We start from the raw sequence: 17,029 nt of genomic DNA on the forward strand, positions 1-17,029 counted from the left end.
CCAATGAGATTTTAATGAATAAAAATCTAATCGAAGTCAAAAACCTGACCTTTAAACGAGGTGAGCGTGTGATTTACGATAACCTGAATTTGAAAGTCCAACAGGGTAAAATTACGGCCATTATGGGGCCGTCAGGGATCGGGAAAACCACGTTGCTGAAATTAATTGGTGGTCAGTTGTATCCTGAACAAGGTGAGATTTTGTTTGATGGACAAGATATTTGTCGTCTTTCAAATCGCGAGCTTTACGAAGTACGTAAACGCATGGGAATGTTATTCCAATCAGGCGCTTTATTTACGGATATTTCCACGTTTGATAACGTGGCATTTCCGATTCGCGAGCATACCCGTTTGCCGGAAAGTCTAATTCGTCAAATTGTGTTGATGAAATTAGAAGCGGTGGGCTTACGCGGTGCGGCAGATTTAATGCCTTCGGAGCTTTCTGGTGGGATGGCTCGTCGTGCCGCATTAGCGCGTGCGATTGCACTTGACCCAGATTTAATCATGTTTGATGAGCCGTTTACAGGGCAAGATCCAATCAGCATGGGCGTGATCGTGAGCTTAATTAAACGCTTGAATGAAGCACTGAATTTAACCTCTATTGTGGTTTCCCATGATGTGCAGGAAGTATTAAGCATTGCGGATTATGCCTATATTATTGCGGATAAACATGTGATTGCCGAAGGAACATCAGAGCAACTGCTCGCGAGCCAAGATCCGCAAGTGGTTCAGTTCTTAAAAGGTGAAGCAGATGGTCCGGTAAAATTCCATTATCCGGCAGGTGATTATGTGGAGGAATTATTTAAATGATTGTTGATATGATTTCTTCACTTGGACGAAGCGTAATCAAATTTTTCCGCGCATTAGGTCGTTCCGGCTTTATGCTGTTTGGTGCGTTAGTGGGTAAGCCACAAATTCGTCAACATTTTCCTTTATTAGTGAAGCAGTTATACGTATTAGGTGTACAGTCTTTATTGATTATCCTGCTTTCAGGTTTATTTATTGGAATGGTGTTGGGCTTACAAGGCTATGTAGTTTTGGTTGATTTTTCTGCTGAAACGAGCCTTGGACAACTTGTGGCGCTCTCTTTATTACGTGAATTAGGCCCAGTAGTGACCGCACTTTTATTCGCGGGTCGAGCAGGTTCTGCGTTAACAGCTGAAATTGGCTTAATGAAAGCCACAGAACAACTTTCCAGCCTTGAAATGATGGCGGTTGATCCATTACGTCGAGTGATTGCACCGCGTTTTGGGGCAGGGTTGATTGCGATGCCAATTCTTGCGCTTCTCTTTACCGCGATTGGTATTTGGGGCGGTGCGCTTGTCGGCGTAGATTGGAAAGGTGTCGATGCAGGTAGCTTTTGGTCTGTGATGCAAAATGCCGTCAGCTGGAGCTATGACATTCTAAACGGATTTATTAAAAGCGTATTTTTCGCCATTGCCGTGGTGTGGATTGCGTTATTCAATGGTTATGATTGTATTCCGACATCAGAAGGTATCAGTCAAGCCACAACCAGAACAGTTGTCCACGCATCACTTGTGGTTCTTGGGCTCGATTTCATCTTAACTGCCATTATGTTTGGGGCAGGCTAAAAGGGTATTTTTATGCGACAAACAATTAAATATGAATTTTGGGTAGGGCTATTTTTACTACTCGGTATCGCCGCGTTAGTGTTTTTAGGCTTACGTGTAGCAAACGTACAAGGTTTTGGTGAAACAAAATCTTACACGGTGACTGCAACTTTTGACAATATTGGTGGACTAAAAGTCCGTGCACCACTTAAACTTGGTGGGGTAGTCATTGGTCGCGTATCTGACATTACGTTAGATGAAAAATCTTATTTGCCAAAAGTAAGCATTGCGATTAATGAAGAATATAAAGAAATTCCGGAAAACAGTTCGTTATCGATCAAAACATCGGGATTATTGGGCGAGCAATATATCGCCTTAACGATGGGTTTTGATGATGGTGAAACCGCGATGTTAAAAAACGGTAGCCAAATTCAAGACACAAAATCCGCAATGGTATTGGAAGATTTAATCGGCCAGTTCCTTTACGGTGATAAAAAAGCCGACGGCAATGCTGACAAAGCAGAACCTGAAGCCAAATAATAATCTTTATTTAGGAGATTTATGATGAAATTTACTCAGTTTAAAAAATGGTTTAGCGTAATGGCATTTGCAGTGACTGCACTTTTTGTGACTCAAACTGTACGTGCAGAAACGAGCCCTTATGTGTTGATGCAACAAGCATCAGATAAGTTATTTGCCGATATCAAAAACAATCAGGCAAAAATTAAAAAGGATCCAAACTATTTACGTACTATCGTGCGTAATGATTTATTACCTTACGTGCAAGTAAACTATGCAGGTTCTTTAGTGTTGGGTTCATACTTTAAATCAACTACACCAGAACAACGTGAAAAATTCTTTAAAGCATTCAGCGATTTTATCGAACAAGCTTACGCGCAAGTGTTAACCGCTTACACCGATCAAAATATTCAAATTGAACCGGCAAAAGAAGTAGGCGACAAAAACCTTGTAAGTATTCGTGTAAACATCATGCAAAATGGTGGACAAGCGCCAGTCAAATTAGATTTCAAATGGCGTAAAAACAGTAAAACTGGCGAATGGCAAGCTTATGACATGGTTGCAGAAGGCGTGAGCATGGTTGTCACCAAACAAAACGAATGGAGCGGTATCTTACGTCAACAAGGTATTGATGCATTAACTGCTCAAATTCAAAAATCAGCTGCAGCACCCGTGACATTGAGCAAATAAGCGAATGACTGCGTTAAAGTGGGATTTAATCCAAAATAATGATAAGATAGCTCTCCAATTATCGGAGGAGCTATCCCGCAACACGTTGTTACCATTATGGCAGCAACGTGCTTCTTTTTTATCAGAAAAACTAGCGAATCAAAGTATCATTGAATTTGATTTAACGAATATTAAACGAATTGATTCTGCTGGTTTTGCATTATTGTGTGATTTTCTACATGATAGTGAGCAGTTACCAAATAAAAAAGTGCGGTTGATAAATCCGCCGGAACAGTTATTAACCCTTGCTGATTTAGTGAATTTATCTCATTGGATTGGCACTTTTATTGATCATCATTAAAACGGAAATCCTAATGGAACTGCAAGAAATTGAACGTATTTTAAAAGAAAGCCTGAATGTAGATGAGGTTTATGCTCAAGGTGAAAATGCACACTTTGGTGTGATTGTAGTGAGCGATGAGATCTCAGCACTTTCTAAATTAAAACAGCAACAAACCATCTACGCGCCATTAATGCCTTACTTTCAAACTGGCGAAATTCACGCTTTAACTATTAAAACCTATACCACTGAAAAGTGGAAAATGGATCGTCTATTACATCAAGCAAGCTAGGATTTTCTATGGAAAAATTTCGTGTTTATGGCGGGCAATCTCGCTTAAGTGGTACTGTAACCATCTCTGGTGCAAAAAATGCTGCACTTCCTATTCTTTTTGCCGCAATTTTGGCGACTGAGCCGGTTAAATTAACAAATGTACCGGAACTCAAAGATATTGATACCACCTTAAAAATCTTACGTAAACTTGGCGTGGTGGCAGAGCGTGATGTTGAAGGTGCCGTATTACTAGATTGCTCTAAAATTGATCACTTCGTTGCACCGTATGAATTAGTAAAAACCATGCGTGCCTCTATTTGGGCATTAGCACCGTTAGTGGCTCGTTTTCATCAAGGTCAAGTTTCTTTACCTGGTGGTTGTTCAATTGGTGCACGTCCGGTTGATCTTCATATTAGTGGCTTAGAAAAACTCGGCGCAACGATTGAGCTTGACGAAGGTTATGTAAAAGCAGTTGTCGCAGAGCGTCTTGTAGGTACACGTATTGTGATGGAAAAAGTGAGCGTTGGTGCGACTTTATCTATCATGATGGCGGCAACGCTTGCTGAAGGTACAACAACGATTGAAAACGCCGCACGTGAGCCTGAAATTGTCGATACAGCTGATTTCCTCAACAAAATGGGCGCAAAAATTACAGGTGCTGGTACGGATCACATTGTCGTTGAAGGTGTTGAGCGTTTAACTGGCTGCGAGCACAGTATTGTGCCAGATCGTATTGAAACCGGTACATTCTTAATTGCGGGTGCCATTTCAGGTGGTCGTGTGGTATGTAAAAATACCAAAGCAGATACCATGGATGCCGTGATTGATAAACTTCGTGAAGCGGGTGCAGAAGTTGAAGTCACAGAAGATAGCATTACCTTGGATATGCATGGCAATCGTCCAAAAGCTGTTAATATTCGTACTGCACCACACCCAGGTTTCCCAACCGATATGCAAGCTCAGTTCACCTTGTTAAACATGGTGGCAGAAGGCACAAGTATCATCACTGAAACCATTTTTGAAAACCGCTTTATGCATATTCCAGAGTTAATTCGTATGGGTGGTAAAGCGGAGATTGAAGGTAATACTGCAGTGTGTCATGGTGTTGAGCATCTTTCTGGTGCAGAAGTGATGGCAACAGATTTACGTGCATCAATCGGCCTTGTATTAGCAGGCTGTATCGCAAGTGGTGAAACTATCGTGGATCGTATTTATCACATCGATCGTGGTTATGAGCACGTGGAAGATAAACTTCGTTGCTTAGGTGCGAAGATTGAACGTTTCTCTGAAAAGAGCGAAGAAGTTTAATTAAATCCAAATAAAAAAAGAGCGGTCAATTTTGACCGCTTTTTTATTTTCTATTCATTATTTTTTCGAATAATCTCTTGCGCCAAAAATGGCCGTACCAATGCGTACCATGGTTGAGCCACATTTGATGGCACTTTGCATGTCATCGGTCATTCCCATAGAAAGGGTATCAATTTGTTGATGAGGGAAAGCTGTTTTTAGCTGTTCAAATAATTGTTCCATTTGGCTAAAAGCCGCTTCTTGTTCAGCAATATTGTCTGTTGGAGCAGGGATAGCCATTAATCCACGTAAACGTAAGTGCGGTAGATTTTCAATGTGTTTTGCAAGCGCAATCATTTCACCCGGTTGAATACCTGATTTACTCGCTTCATCACTGATATTAATTTGGATTAGAACGTTCAAAGGCGCTTTATTGGTAGGGCGTTGTTCATTTAAACGATCAGCAATTTTTGCACGTTCTAACGTTTGCATCCAATCGAAATGTTCGGCCACAAGACGCGTTTTATTGGATTGCAATGGGCCAATAAAATGCCATTCAAGCTGAATATTCTGTGCTTCAAAATACTGAATTTTATCTACACCTTCTTGAACGTAGTTCTCCCCAAATGCTTTTTGTCCTGCATGATAGGCTTCTAAAATCGCTTCATTGGGTTTCGTTTTAGAAACTGCTAATAAAGTGACCGCACTGTCTGGGCGGTGAGCGAGTTGAGTGGCATCTTGAATTTTTTGATGAATGGTTTCGAGAGCTTGTTGAATTGTCATAATTCCCTTCCTGACCAATGTGAAACTCTCTTCATTCTACACCAAAGCGATGATTTTTAGAAAAAATCTTCATTTTTTTGATTTTGTGTTTGACAAGCCCGCGCTTTTTCGGTATTTCTAAACACATCTTTTTTTCAAGGTTAAAACACAATGAAAAATAACCGCACTTTCACGATTACCACCATTATTATGACCATTACGACAATTAATGGGGCGGGTTAGTGCATAACAAACAGGATCAAAAAAACCCGCATTCAGTCTAGTGCGGGTTTTTTAGTATTTAAAAATCACAACATCTGAGGATATTATCATGCGCGTATTAAAATTTGGTGGCACTTCATTAGCCAATCCTGAGCGTTTCTCACAAGCAGCTCAATTAATCGAAAAAGCTCATTTAGAAGAGCAGGCTGCCGGTGTCTTATCTGCTCCAGCAAAAATTACTAACCATCTTGTTGCCCTCTCTGAAAAAGCCGCATTAAACCAACCTACTGATACCCACTTTAACGAAGCCATTGAAATTTTCTATAACATCATTAATGGTTTGCACGCTGAAAATAATAAATTTGATCTTGCGGGTACCAAAGCCCTCATTGATGCAGAATTTGCCCAAATTAAAGGTTTATTAGAAGAAATCCGCCAAGCCGGCAAAGTAGAAGATAAAGTTAAAGCAACTATTGACTGCCGTGGTGAAAAATTATCGATTGCGATGATGAAAGCGTGGTTTGAAGCGCGTGGATATAGTGTTCACATTGTTGATCCTGTTAAGCAATTATTAGCACAGGGTGGTTACTTAGAATCTTCAGTTGATATTGATGAATCGACAAAACGCGTTGATGCAAAAAGTATCGGTAAAGATAAAGTGGTTCTAATGGCTGGTTTTACCGCATGTAATGATAAAGGTGAATTAGTGTTATTAGGCCGTAACGGTTCTGATTATTCAGCCGCTTGTTTAGCCGCTTGTTTAGATGCATCTGTTTGTGAAATTTGGACTGATGTGGATGGCGTTTATACGTGTGACCCACGTTTAGTGCCAGATGCTCGTTTATTACCAAGCCTTTCTTACCGTGAAGCGATGGAGCTTTCTTATTTTGGTGCGAAAGTGATCCATCCACGTACAATTGGTCCATTATTACCAAAACAAATCCCTTGTGTGATTAAAAACACCGGTAATTCATCTGCACCTGGTTCAATAATCGATGGTCATGTGAAATCTGAAGGTTTACAAGTGAAAGGGATTACTAACCTTGACAACGTGGCAATGTTTAATGTTTCAGGCCCTGGTATGCAAGGCATGGTGGGGATGGCTGCGCGTGTATTTTCAGCGATGTCAAAAGCGGGTATTTCAGTTATTTTAATCACTCAATCTTCTTCTGAATACAGCATTAGTTTCTGTGTGCCTGTTAAATCAGCGGATGCAGCAAAAGCGATTTTAGAACAAGAGTTTGCGACAGAATTAAAAGCGCATGACTTAGAGCCAATTGAAGTCGCAAAAGATCTATCTATCATCTCAGTTGTAGGTGATGGTATGAAACAAGCTAAAGGTATTGCGGCTCGTTTCTTCTCTGCCTTAGCACAAGCGAATATCAGCTTAGTCGCAATTGCACAAGGTTCTTCTGAGCGTTCAATTTCCGCAGTTGTCGCGCAAAATAAAGCGATTGAAGCTGTGAAAGCGACTCACCAAGCCCTTTTTAATAACAAGAAAGTTGTCGATATGTTTCTAGTCGGCGTTGGTGGCGTTGGTGGTGAGTTAATTGAACAAATTAAACACCAAAAAGAATACCTCGCAAAGAAGGATATTGAAATCCGTGTTTGTGCCTTAGCGAATTCAACAAAAATGCTTTTGGATGAAAACGGATTGAATTTAGATAATTGGAAAGCAGATCTTGAAAATGCAACCCAACCTTCTGATTTCGATGTGTTGTTATCTTTCATTAAGTTGCATCACGTAGTGAACCCAGTCTTTGTTGATTGTACAACGGCTGAATCGGTCGCAGGACTTTATGCACGAGCGTTAAAAGAAGGCTTCCATGTGGTAACTCCAAATAAAAAAGCGAATACTCGTGAATTAGCTTATTACCACGAATTACGTCGTAATGCACAAGCGAGCCAACATAAATTCTTATATGAAACCAACGTAGGCGCAGGCTTACCGGTTATCGAAAACTTACAGAACTTGTTGGCAGCTGGTGATGAGCTTGAGTATTTTGAAGGCATTTTATCGGGCTCACTTTCTTTCATTTTCGGTAAATTAGAAGAAGGACTTTCTCTTTCAGAAGTGACCGCGCTTGCACGTGAAAAAGGGTTTACAGAACCAGATCCTCGTGATGATTTATCAGGACAAGATGTGGCACGTAAATTGCTTATTTTAGCGCGTGAAGCAGGTTTAGAACTTGAGCTTTCCGATGTGGAAGTGGAAGGAGTATTGCCAAAAGGCTTCTCAGAAGGCAAATCTGCTGATGAATTTATGGCAATGTTGCCACAATTAGATGCGGAATTTAAAGCGCGCGTTGAAGCGGCGAAAGCAGAGGGCAAAGTATTGCGTTACGTAGGACAAATTAAAGATGGCCACTGCAAAGTATCAATTATCGCTGTAGATCAAAATAATCCATTGTACAAGGTGAAAGACGGTGAAAATGCCCTTGCATTCTATACCCGTTATTACCAACCAATTCCGTTGTTATTACGTGGTTATGGTGCAGGTAATGCAGTGACTGCAGCGGGCATCTTTGCTGATATTTTAAGAACATTACACCACTAAAAAGGACATAACATGTTAAGAATTTATGCTCCGGCATCGAGTGCCAATATTAGTGTGGGATTTGACACATTGGGTGCAGCCATTTCACCGATTGATGGTTCATTGTTAGGTGATGTCGTACAGATTGAGTCTATTCCAAGTGGTTTTGAGCTCGAAAGTGCGGGCTATTTTGTGCGTAAATTGCCAAAAGAGCCGCAAAAAAATATCGTGTATCAGGCCTATGTACTGTTTAGTGAGCAATTAAAATTACGCAATGTGAGAGTTAAACCATTGCGTTTGACCCTTGAGAAAAATATGCCGATTGGTTCGGGATTGGGGTCAAGTGCGTGCTCTATCGTAGCAGCATTAGTGGCATTAAATAAATTCCACGATGAACCATTTTCAAAAATGGAACTGTTAGAAATGATGGGAGAGTTGGAAGGTCGTATTTCAGGTTCAATCCATTATGATAACGTTGCGCCTTGCTATCTTGGTGGTGTGCAATTTATGGTACAATCCCTCGGTAACATTTGCCAAAAACTGCCATTTTTTGATAATTGGTACTGGGTCTTAGCTTACCCAGGCATTGAGGTTTCAACCGCTGAAGCGCGTGCAATTTTACCGAAAAGCTACACGCGTCAAGATGTGATTTCTCATGGCCGTCATTTAGGTGGCTTTGTGCACGCATGTCACACGCATCAAGAAAACCTTGCTGCGATGATGATGAAAGATGTGATTGCAGAACCTTATCGTGAGGCTTTATTACCTAACTTCGCAGAAGTGAAACAAGCCACTCGTGATTTAGGTGCATTAGCGACGGGGATTTCAGGCTCTGGACCAACGATTTTCTCCATCGCACCCGATTTACAAACCGCAACAAAACTGGCGACTTATTTAGAAAATCATTATTTACAAAACAATGAAGGCTTTGTGCACGTTTGTAAGGTCGATAATGACGGCGCGAGAGAGCTAGGTTAAGCAGTCAATCATTTTCCCCTCTTCTTATTAAGAGGGGAATAATATTTTATTAAAACTCTATAATTAACGGATATACAATGAATTTGTACAACATCAAACACCCTGAAGAACAAGTGAATTTTGCTCAGGCAGTACGTCAAGGGCTTGGCAAAGATCAAGGCTTGTTCTTTCCAGAAACGATCCCTGCTTTAACTAATATTGATGAGTTATTAGCCTTACCATTGGTGGAACGTAGCCAAAAAATTCTTGGCGCATTAATCGGTGAAGAATTACCGAAAGCCACACTAGATGTAATGGTGAAAAATGCATTTACTTTTCCTGCACCGTTAGAAAAAGTAGAAGACAATATTTATGCCCTTGAATTATTCCACGGTCCAACTTTAGCATTTAAAGACTTTGGTGGTCGTTTTATGGCGCAGGCGCTCGCTGCAGTGCGTGGTGATGGTAAAATCACCATTTTAACAGCCACTTCGGGTGATACTGGCGCAGCCGTTGCCCACGCATTTTATGGGTTGGAAAATATCAATGTGGTGATTTTATATCCGAAAGGCAAAATCAGCCCATTACAAGAAAAACTATTCTGTACTTTAGGTGGGAATATCCGCACTGTTGCGATTAATGGCGATTTCGATGCGTGCCAAGCGTTAGTCAAACAAGCGTTTGATGATGCCGAACTACGTCAAGCAATTGGGTTAAACTCAGCAAACTCCATCAATATTAGCCGTTTATTAGCACAAGTTTGTTATTACTTTGAAGCGGTCGCACAGTTACCAAAAGAAAAACGTGATAATGTCGTGGTTTCCGTACCAAGTGGTAACTTTGGTAACTTAACCGCAGGGTTAATCGCAAAAACATTAGGTTTACCAATTAAACGCTTTATTGCATCAACCAATGCGAACGATACTGTGCCGCGTTATTTAGAATCAGGTAACTGGGCACCTAAAGCGACAGTAGCCACGCTTTCTAATGCGATGGATGTAAGTCGCCCGAACAACTGGCCACGTGTCGAAGAGTTATTTAAGCGTAATGACTGGAATTTAAGTGATTTAGGTTCAGGCATGTTAAGTGATGGCGAAACAGAAGAAACCTTAAAAACGATGTATGCAAAAGGTTATTTATGTGAGCCACACGGAGCGATCGCCTATCAAGTATTGAAAGACCAACTTAAAGCGGATGAAACCGGTATTTTCTTATGTACAGCACATCCTGCGAAATTTAAAGAGTCTGTGGAGCGTATTCTTTCGCTCGATCTTCCATTGCCAGAAGCGTTGGATAAACACAATAAATTGCCATTACTTTCTGATGAAATGGATGACGATTTTGCACAATTACGTGCATATTTGTTGAAATAATAAAAAAGTGCGGTTAATTTTGACCGTACTTTTGTTTTATCACTCAAAAGGGCGGGATAAACGCCCTTTATTTTTTAGGAGTTAATCTTCTTTTCCTAAGATTTGATTCACTTCACTCTTATAGAGTACAGCTTTAGCACCGAAAATGGCCTGTACGCCACCACCGACTTCAAGCACATCAATCGCACCTAATTTTTTCAATGTGGCTTTATCAACGGCTTTGACATCTTTAACTGAAACACGTAAGCGAGTAATACACGCATCCACGTTTTCAATATTTTCAGCGCCACCTAATGCTGCAATAATTTTATGTGCATTTTCAGTCAGAGAGCTGGTTTCTTGCTCTGCATTTTCTTCGGTTTCTTCACCGCGTCCTGGTGTCATTACATTAAAAATGCGGATCAAGAAAACGAAAGAGAAATAATAGAGCAGAGCCCAAGGAATACCGACAAAAATCACACGCAACCAATGGGTGTTTTCATCACCTTGTAAAATGCCGAAGAGCAAGAAATCAATAAAACCACCAGAGAAAGTATTCCCGATAGAGATGTTTAGATAATCGGCAATAAAGAAAGATACACCATCTAAGAAAGCGTGGAATACATAAAGCCATGGTGCAACAAACAAGAACATAAACTCGATCGGTTCAGTAATCCCAGTAATGAAAGAGGTTAGGGCTGCACCAAGGAATAAGCCGCCAATTTTTGCACGACGTTTTTTCGGTACGCAGTGATACATAGCTAAACAGGCTGCTGGTAAGCCAAACATCATGGTATCAAAACGGCCGGCAAAGAAACGTGTCCCTTCAGTAAATAAACCATGGTGATTTGGATCGGCTAATTGAGCGAAAAAGATTTTTTGTGCACCAACAATCATCTCGCCATTGACCATTTCTACACCACCTAATTCAGAATACCAAAATAGTGGGTAAATCATGTGATGTAAGCCAACCGCACCAGATAATCGCATTAAGAAACCGTATAAGAATGTACCAAAGGTTCCCATGGATGCGATGCTTTTACCTGCTGAGACGAGCCATTGTTGGAAAGTTGGCCAAATGAGGAAGAAAACTAATCCAACGAAAATAGCTGAAAAAGCAGTCACAATTGGCACAAAGCGAGAGCCGCCAAAGAAACCTAATACTTGTGGTAATTGGATGTTGTGATAGCGATTGTGTAATTTAACGGTAATCAAGCCCATCACCAATGCGCCAATCACACCCGTATCGATGCTTTTTACATCAGGAGAGAAAATCGGAATTAATGCAGCAATGGTGCCCGTCATAATGAGATAACCAACAACGGCAGCGAGAGCAGCAACGCCTTTGTCACGTTTGGCTAAGCCGATACCTAAACCAATACACAATAATAAGGCTAAATTAGCGAATACCACGCTACCGGCTGCAGACATAATCTGAAACAGACCTTGCAGAGCCTCATTATTTAAAATTGGATAGGCTTGCACCGTTGCTTTATTGGAAAGTGCACCGCCGATCCCGAGTAAAAGACCTGCAGCAGGCAAAATAGCAATCGGCAACATAAATGCCTTACCAACTTGTTGAAGTTGTTTAAACATAGAACCTCCTGTGACTACTTTTTCGAAATGTAACGTATTTGAAGAGAAAAATCTGTGAAACCGCTCACAATTTCAATCTAACACCTTGCTTTGATGAGTTTTAGCTTATGTTGGCGTGCGGTAGATTTCCTTTTATAATGCAATCAAATTTGCATGTTTATTCATTATTTTTATGACAACTTTTATTGCCTACGCCAATATTCAACAACCTTTTCCTTTTGATGAAATTCCTAGGGAACTAGTTCCTGAGAATTTGCATACGGAACCGAAGGGGAATTCTCGGATAACGCAACGACATCAATGTCGTCGATTAGCGCATTTTTTACTTTGGCAGTTGCTAAAAAAAGCGGGAAAATCAACCGCACTTTTAGGGCAAATTTATCGTACGCAAAGTGGTAGACCACAATTTCTCGTCGAGAACATCGATTTTAATATAAGCCACTCAGGCGATTGGGTTGCCGTATTGCTGCATATTAATGAATCAGAAAAAAGTGCGGTCGGTATTGATATTGAATTTCCCAAAAAACGAAATTTTTCTGCACTCATGGCGCATTTTGCGCCACAAGCAGAGCAAGAATGGTTTGCTAAACAACTTAATGAGGAGCAGGCTTTTTATCGCTGTTGGTGTTTGCGTGAGGCGGTATTGAAATCACAAGGTGTTGGGATTGTAAAACTTTCAAGTGTGGTACATTTACCAGCGCGGTTACAGATCTTTTCAGATTATTGTCCGAAAGGGGAATTGATCTTTACCGATGAATTACCTTTTTATTTTGCTGCGTTTATTAATCAGTCAAAAATCCAACCGCACTTTTATCAATGGAATGGAAAAGAATTAGAAGAAAAAAATATAAAAAAATCCTTGATTTACCAAGTAAATGAATAAAAGAAAATCCTTGAAAATATTCAAGGATTTTTTATTTTGTAAAATTTGCATTGTCACTTGTATTTTCATAGACTAACCCCATTTATTTCGTTAAACTCATTAAAAATTTTAGACAAATGGAGAACGTAATGTCGCAAAACGGTCCAGATCAAGATCCTTGGGGTAAACCGGGACAGAGTAGCGGTCCAAAACAGTCAGATAATTCATCAGATAAGCAAAATGAAAATGGCTGGGGGGCGCGAGACAATAAGAATCAGGAGCAATCACCACCAGATATTGAAGAGGTATTCAATAATCTGTTGAAAAAACTAGGTGGTGGCAATAAAAAAAGCGGTTCAAATAATACTTCGCCTAATATGCCTTCATTTAATTTAGGTAAAATTTTACCGATCGCCGCAGTAATCGGAGGGATTATTTGGGGCGCAAGCGGTTTTTATACCATTAAAGAAGCAGAACGTGGCGTGACGTTACGTTTTGGCGAGTTTCATTCTATCGTTCAACCAGGCTTAAACTGGAAACCAACCTTTATTGATAAAGTGATTCCAGTGAATGTAGAGCAAGTTCGTGAGCTTAAAACACAAGGTGCGATGTTAACCAAAGATGAAAACATGGTTAAAGTGGAAATGACCGTACAATATCGCGTGCAAAATCCTGAAAAATACCTGTTTAGCGTAAGCAATGCGGACAATAGTCTTGGACAAGCGACTGACAGTGCACTTCGTTATGTGATTGGTCATATGACTATGAATGATGTGCTGACAACGGGTCGAGCCGTGGTACGTGAAGATACATGGAAAGCCTTGAACGATATTATCAAACCTTATGATATGGGACTTGAAGTGATTGACGTGAACTTCCAATCTGCACGTCCACCAGAAGAAGTGAAAGATGCTTTCGATGATGCGATTAAAGCACAGGAAGACGAACAACGTTACATTCGTGAAGCAGAAGCTTATGCTCGCGAGAAAGAGCCAATCGCTCGTGGTGATGCTCAGCGTATCGTTGAAGAAGCAACGGCTTATAAAGATCGTGTTGTGCTTGATGCGCAAGGGGAAGTGGAACGTTTACAACGTCTTCTACCTGAATTTAAAGCGGCACCTGATTTGTTAAAAGAGCGTCTTTATATTCAAACCATGGAAAAAGTGATGGCAAACACACCTAAAGTGATGTTAGACAGCAATAATGGTAACAATTTAACTGTGTTGCCATTGGAGCAATTAATGGGTAAAAAGACGGCTAAGCCAGTGACCACTACTTCAGAAAATGCGGTCAGTTCTGCGCCTGTTTCAACACAGGAACGTCGTGTAGAAACACAAGCGGTTCAACCGGTTCAATCAAATGAAGGCATTCGCCAAGGGAGATTTAACTAATGCGTAAATTTTTACTTCCGATTATTGTGGTGATTGCAGCGGTGTTATATTCCAGCGTGGTGGTTGTAACTGAAGGCTCACGTGGCATCATGTTACGTTTTAACAAAGTACAACGTGATGCAGAAAACAAAGTGGTCGTGTATGAACCAGGTTTGCATTTTAAATTGCCTTTAATTGATAGCATTAAAGTGCTTGATGCGCGTATTCGTACCCTTGATGGATCTGCTACTCGTTTTGTGACAGTCGAGAAAAAAGACTTGTTGGTGGATTCCTATGTAAAATGGAAAATCAGCGATTTCGGTCGTTTCTATACCGCAACGGGTGGTGGCGATTATAACCAAGCTTCAAGCTTATTAAGCCGTAAAGTGAATGACCGTCTGCGTTCAGAAATTGGTACTCGTACAATTAAAGATATCGTTTCAGGTACGCGTGGTGAATTAATGGCGGGGGCGAAAAAAGCGCTAAATTCAGGGCAGGATAGTACCTCTGAATTAGGGATTGAAGTCGTCGATGTTCGCGTAAAACAAATCAATTTACCGGATGAAGTCTCATCTTCGATTTACCAACGTATGCGTGCAGAGCGTGATGCGGTTGCTCGTGAACACCGTTCTCAAGGTAAAGAAAAAGCGGCGTTCATTCAAGCAGACGTGGATCGTAAGGTCACCTTGATCTTAGCGAATGCAAATAAAACGGCACAAGAATTGCGTGGTAATGGTGATGCAGCCGCAGCAAAATTGTATTCTCAAGCTTTTGCACAAGAACCACAGTTTTATAGCTTTATTCGTAGCTTAAAAGCCTATGAAAGCAGCTTTGAAGGTTCAGATAATATGATGATTTTGAAACCTGACAGTGATTTCTTCCGCTTTATGCAAGCGCCAAAGAAATAAACAAGAGATAATGAAAAGTAAAGTGCGGTTAGAAATAACCGCATTTTTTATTGCTTAATTTTAGGGGAATTCTCGCTTATAAGATAAAAAGGCCTTTAATGCAATCAATCGAATCCATAGCCAAAGTTAATTAAATCCACATAAAATATAAGCCAATTTTTTGGCATAATCATCTTGCTTTAAGCTTTACCTTTCTTTTTTATGTTTTATTGATCGTTTGGAGGATTAGATAAAAAAACTGATTATTGGCGGTGCAGCCATTGCTATCTTAGGTTATTTTGGCGTTGTGGGGTATCTACACCAATTTGATAAAGAGAATGCGACCCAACTTTTAATGGAAAATCGCTATACTGGCGAACAAGAAAAAGTGGCAAAAGCCTTATTTGATAATAGCTGTCAATATTGCCATAGTCCAAACACACCTCTTCCATTTTATTCAAAATTCCCGATTGTGGGTGATGAAATGCAATCGGATATTCAAAGTGGACTTCGAGCTTTCCGCCTGGATCGTTTACTTGAAGGCTTAAAAGATCCGAGCAAATTATCCCAAGCTGATTTAGCAAAATTACAGCGCGTACTTGAAAATAACGAAATGCCAATTGCTAAATTCAGACATCTCCACTGGGGAAGTAAACCAGATGAGCAAGAAAAAGTGGCATTGCTTAACTGGATTCGTGAAGCACGTAAAATGTCTTTACCAAAAGAAACACCCAATGTTGATGCAGATCGTTTAGTTCAACCGATTCCAGGCAGTATTGCAACTGATGAAGCAAAAGTCGCTTTAGGTCATGATCTTTACTTTGATGGACGTTTATCAGGCGATGGTTCTATTCAATGTCATACTTGTCACCAATTAGACAAAGGTGGCGTGGATAGACTTGATACTTCAACGGGTATTGATGGTAAAAAAGGCCCAATTAATGCGCCAACTGTGTTCAATGCCGCCTTTAACTTTGTACAATTCTGGGATGGGCGTGCGGCAGATTTAGCTGATCAAGCGAAAGGTCCTCCAACAAATCCAGTAGAAATGGGTTCGCACTCTTGGGATGACATCGTGGCTCGTTTTGAAATGGATGAAGAGTTCAAAAAAGAATTCTTAAAAGAATATCCACAAGTGACAAAAGAAACCTTAACTCACGCGATTGGTGAATATGAAAAAACATTAATTACGCCAAATAGTGATTTCGACCGTTATTTGAAAGGGGATAAAACAGCCTTGACCGAGCAACAAGTTCGCGGTTATGAATTATTCAAACAACATAAATGCGATACTTGTCATACTGGCGTGGCAATGGGCGGACAATCTTATGAATACATGGGACTTTACGGCGATTACTTTAAAGATCGTGGTACGCCATTAACTGATGCCGATGAAGGCCGATTTGCACAAACTAAAGATCCGTTTGATATGCATCGTTTTAAAGTGCCAACCTTGCGCAATGTCGCGCTTACTGCACCATATTTCCATGATGCCTCAGCAAAAGAATTAAAAGATGCTGTGAGTGCAATGTTGAAATACCAAAGTAACGTGAAACAGCCAGCTCAAAAAGATGTTGAAGATATCACGTCTTTCTTAGAAAGCTTAACAGGTGAATTTAAAGGTGAAAAATTAAAATAATCCTTTGAGCGATAAATAGAAACGACCGCAAGTGCGGTCGTTTTTTTGTGCGTTTTAGTTAGATATAAAGTCATAAATGACTTAGTCAAAAAACAGAAAAGCTAAATTTTAGGTATAAAAAAAGCCGCTTACGCGACAATCTTCTTTTTATATTTAAAATGGTGCCCGAAGCCAGACTTGAACTGGCA

Annotated in this window: 16 protein-coding genes and 1 other annotated feature; of the genes, 14 read left to right on the forward strand and 2 right to left on the reverse strand. The window is 40.4% G+C overall.

Annotation, left to right across the window (positions count from 1 at the left end; genetic code table 11):
- Positions 1-14: 14 nt before the first annotated feature.
- The 7 genes from mlaF to murA are packed head-to-tail and all read left to right on the forward strand — an operon-like array spanning position 15 to position 4,679.
- Positions 15-809 carry a phospholipid ABC transporter ATP-binding protein MlaF gene (mlaF, locus tag HMPREF3020_RS04730; protein ID WP_049369220.1) on the forward strand — a complete coding sequence of 265 codons (795 nt, stop codon included), beginning with the start codon at positions 15-17 and terminating at the stop codon, positions 807-809.
- Complete coding sequence (gene mlaE, locus HMPREF3020_RS04735) at positions 806-1,591, forward strand: lipid asymmetry maintenance ABC transporter permease subunit MlaE (RefSeq protein ID WP_070775715.1); 786 nt, start codon at positions 806-808, stop codon at positions 1,589-1,591. Before mlaF ends, mlaE begins: the two co-directional genes overlap by 4 nt.
- Positions 1,592-1,603: 12 nt before the next feature.
- Positions 1,604-2,110, forward strand: a complete 507-nt coding sequence (gene mlaD / locus HMPREF3020_RS04740; protein WP_049364516.1) for an outer membrane lipid asymmetry maintenance protein MlaD — start codon at positions 1,604-1,606, stop codon at positions 2,108-2,110.
- A gap of 21 nt (positions 2,111-2,131) precedes the next feature.
- Positions 2,132-2,779 carry a phospholipid-binding protein MlaC gene (gene mlaC, locus HMPREF3020_RS04745; protein WP_070775716.1) on the forward strand — a complete coding sequence of 216 codons (648 nt, stop codon included), beginning with the start codon at positions 2,132-2,134 and terminating at the stop codon, positions 2,777-2,779.
- Between the two features lie 4 nt (positions 2,780-2,783).
- Positions 2,784-3,119 (forward strand): STAS domain-containing protein, encoded by a 336-nt coding sequence (locus HMPREF3020_RS04750; protein WP_070775717.1) that lies wholly within the window; start codon positions 2,784-2,786, stop codon positions 3,117-3,119.
- Between the two features lie 13 nt (positions 3,120-3,132).
- Positions 3,133-3,390 carry a BolA family protein gene (locus tag HMPREF3020_RS04755; protein ID WP_049366349.1) on the forward strand — a complete coding sequence of 86 codons (258 nt, stop codon included), beginning with the start codon at positions 3,133-3,135 and terminating at the stop codon, positions 3,388-3,390.
- Positions 3,391-3,398: 8 nt separating this feature from the next.
- A complete protein-coding gene (gene murA, locus HMPREF3020_RS04760) occupies positions 3,399-4,679 on the forward strand; it encodes a UDP-N-acetylglucosamine 1-carboxyvinyltransferase (RefSeq protein WP_070775718.1) in 1,281 nt (426 codons plus the stop codon).
- A gap of 57 nt (positions 4,680-4,736) precedes the next feature.
- Here murA and HMPREF3020_RS04765 read toward each other — a convergent pair whose 3' ends face one another.
- Complete coding sequence (locus HMPREF3020_RS04765) at positions 4,737-5,441, reverse strand: YggS family pyridoxal phosphate-dependent enzyme (protein ID WP_070775719.1); 705 nt, start codon at positions 5,439-5,441, stop codon at positions 4,737-4,739.
- Between the two features lie 163 nt (positions 5,442-5,604).
- Positions 5,605-5,720 (forward strand) — a sequence feature (Thr leader region).
- Positions 5,721-5,751: 31 nt separating this feature from the next.
- Here HMPREF3020_RS04765 and thrA point away from each other — a divergent pair.
- From thrA to thrC, 3 genes are all read left to right on the forward strand, one after another.
- A complete protein-coding gene (thrA, locus tag HMPREF3020_RS04770) occupies positions 5,752-8,199 on the forward strand; it encodes a bifunctional aspartate kinase/homoserine dehydrogenase I (RefSeq protein ID WP_049373944.1) in 2,448 nt (815 codons plus the stop codon).
- 12 nt (positions 8,200-8,211) lie between these two features.
- A complete protein-coding gene (gene thrB, locus HMPREF3020_RS04775; RefSeq protein WP_005697139.1) occupies positions 8,212-9,156 on the forward strand; it encodes a homoserine kinase in 945 nt (314 codons plus the stop codon).
- Positions 9,157-9,233: 77 nt separating this feature from the next.
- The gene (gene thrC / locus HMPREF3020_RS04780; RefSeq protein ID WP_070775720.1) at positions 9,234-10,508 is read left to right on the forward strand and encodes a threonine synthase; all 1,275 of its coding nucleotides are present in this window, start codon (positions 9,234-9,236) and stop codon (positions 10,506-10,508) included.
- 81 nt (positions 10,509-10,589) lie between these two features.
- On the opposite strand, the gene HMPREF3020_RS04785 is transcribed toward thrC, so the two are convergent.
- Positions 10,590-12,083: a PTS transporter subunit EIIC gene (locus HMPREF3020_RS04785; RefSeq protein ID WP_070775721.1), complete on the reverse strand. Its 1,494-nt coding sequence runs from the start codon at positions 12,081-12,083 to the stop codon at positions 10,590-10,592.
- Between the two features lie 172 nt (positions 12,084-12,255).
- On the opposite strand from HMPREF3020_RS04785, the gene HMPREF3020_RS04790 reads away from it, so the two are divergent.
- The 4 genes from HMPREF3020_RS04790 to HMPREF3020_RS04805 all read left to right on the forward strand — a co-directional run bounded on the left by HMPREF3020_RS04790 (position 12,256) and on the right by HMPREF3020_RS04805 (position 16,841).
- A complete protein-coding gene (locus HMPREF3020_RS04790) occupies positions 12,256-12,966 on the forward strand; it encodes a 4'-phosphopantetheinyl transferase family protein (protein ID WP_070775722.1) in 711 nt (236 codons plus the stop codon).
- A 128-nt stretch (positions 12,967-13,094) separates the two neighbouring features.
- Positions 13,095-14,336 (forward strand): FtsH protease activity modulator HflK, encoded by a 1,242-nt coding sequence (hflK, locus tag HMPREF3020_RS04795; RefSeq protein WP_070775723.1) that lies wholly within the window; start codon positions 13,095-13,097, stop codon positions 14,334-14,336.
- Positions 14,336-15,223: a protease modulator HflC gene (gene hflC / locus HMPREF3020_RS04800; RefSeq protein WP_049384374.1), complete on the forward strand. Its 888-nt coding sequence runs from the start codon at positions 14,336-14,338 to the stop codon at positions 15,221-15,223. The genes hflK and hflC overlap by 1 nt, the downstream gene beginning before the upstream one ends.
- 229 nt (positions 15,224-15,452) lie before the next feature.
- Positions 15,453-16,841, forward strand: coding sequence for a cytochrome-c peroxidase (locus tag HMPREF3020_RS04805; RefSeq protein ID WP_070775724.1), 1,389 nt, complete (start codon positions 15,453-15,455; stop codon positions 16,839-16,841).
- Positions 16,842-17,029: the final 188 nt, after the last annotated feature.

The organism is Haemophilus sp. HMSC068C11 (genome assembly GCF_001815355.1).
In the GTDB taxonomy this organism is placed as follows: Bacteria; Pseudomonadota; Gammaproteobacteria; order Enterobacterales; family Pasteurellaceae; genus Haemophilus_D.

Excerpts from the sequence above, each read along its gene's own strand:
- mlaF (WP_049369220.1), top strand. The coding sequence starts at position 15 with ATGAATAAAAATCTAATCGAAGTCAAAAACCTGACCTTTAAACGAGGT.
- mlaE (WP_070775715.1), top strand. The coding sequence starts at position 806 with ATGATTGTTGATATGATTTCTTCACTTGGACGAAGCGTAATCAAATTT.
- mlaD (WP_049364516.1), top strand. The coding sequence starts at position 1,604 with ATGCGACAAACAATTAAATATGAATTTTGGGTAGGGCTATTTTTACTA.
- mlaC (WP_070775716.1), top strand. The coding sequence starts at position 2,132 with ATGATGAAATTTACTCAGTTTAAAAAATGGTTTAGCGTAATGGCATTT.
- HMPREF3020_RS04750 (WP_070775717.1), top strand. The coding sequence starts at position 2,784 with ATGACTGCGTTAAAGTGGGATTTAATCCAAAATAATGATAAGATAGCT.
- HMPREF3020_RS04755 (WP_049366349.1), top strand. The coding sequence starts at position 3,133 with ATGGAACTGCAAGAAATTGAACGTATTTTAAAAGAAAGCCTGAATGTA.
- murA (WP_070775718.1), top strand. The coding sequence starts at position 3,399 with ATGGAAAAATTTCGTGTTTATGGCGGGCAATCTCGCTTAAGTGGTACT.
- HMPREF3020_RS04765 (WP_070775719.1), bottom strand. The coding sequence starts at position 5,441 with ATGACAATTCAACAAGCTCTCGAAACCATTCATCAAAAAATTCAAGAT.
- thrA (WP_049373944.1), top strand. The coding sequence starts at position 5,752 with ATGCGCGTATTAAAATTTGGTGGCACTTCATTAGCCAATCCTGAGCGT.
- thrB (WP_005697139.1), top strand. The coding sequence starts at position 8,212 with ATGTTAAGAATTTATGCTCCGGCATCGAGTGCCAATATTAGTGTGGGA.
- thrC (WP_070775720.1), top strand. The coding sequence starts at position 9,234 with ATGAATTTGTACAACATCAAACACCCTGAAGAACAAGTGAATTTTGCT.
- HMPREF3020_RS04785 (WP_070775721.1), bottom strand. The coding sequence starts at position 12,083 with ATGTTTAAACAACTTCAACAAGTTGGTAAGGCATTTATGTTGCCGATT.
- HMPREF3020_RS04790 (WP_070775722.1), top strand. The coding sequence starts at position 12,256 with ATGACAACTTTTATTGCCTACGCCAATATTCAACAACCTTTTCCTTTT.
- hflK (WP_070775723.1), top strand. The coding sequence starts at position 13,095 with ATGTCGCAAAACGGTCCAGATCAAGATCCTTGGGGTAAACCGGGACAG.
- hflC (WP_049384374.1), top strand. The coding sequence starts at position 14,336 with ATGCGTAAATTTTTACTTCCGATTATTGTGGTGATTGCAGCGGTGTTA.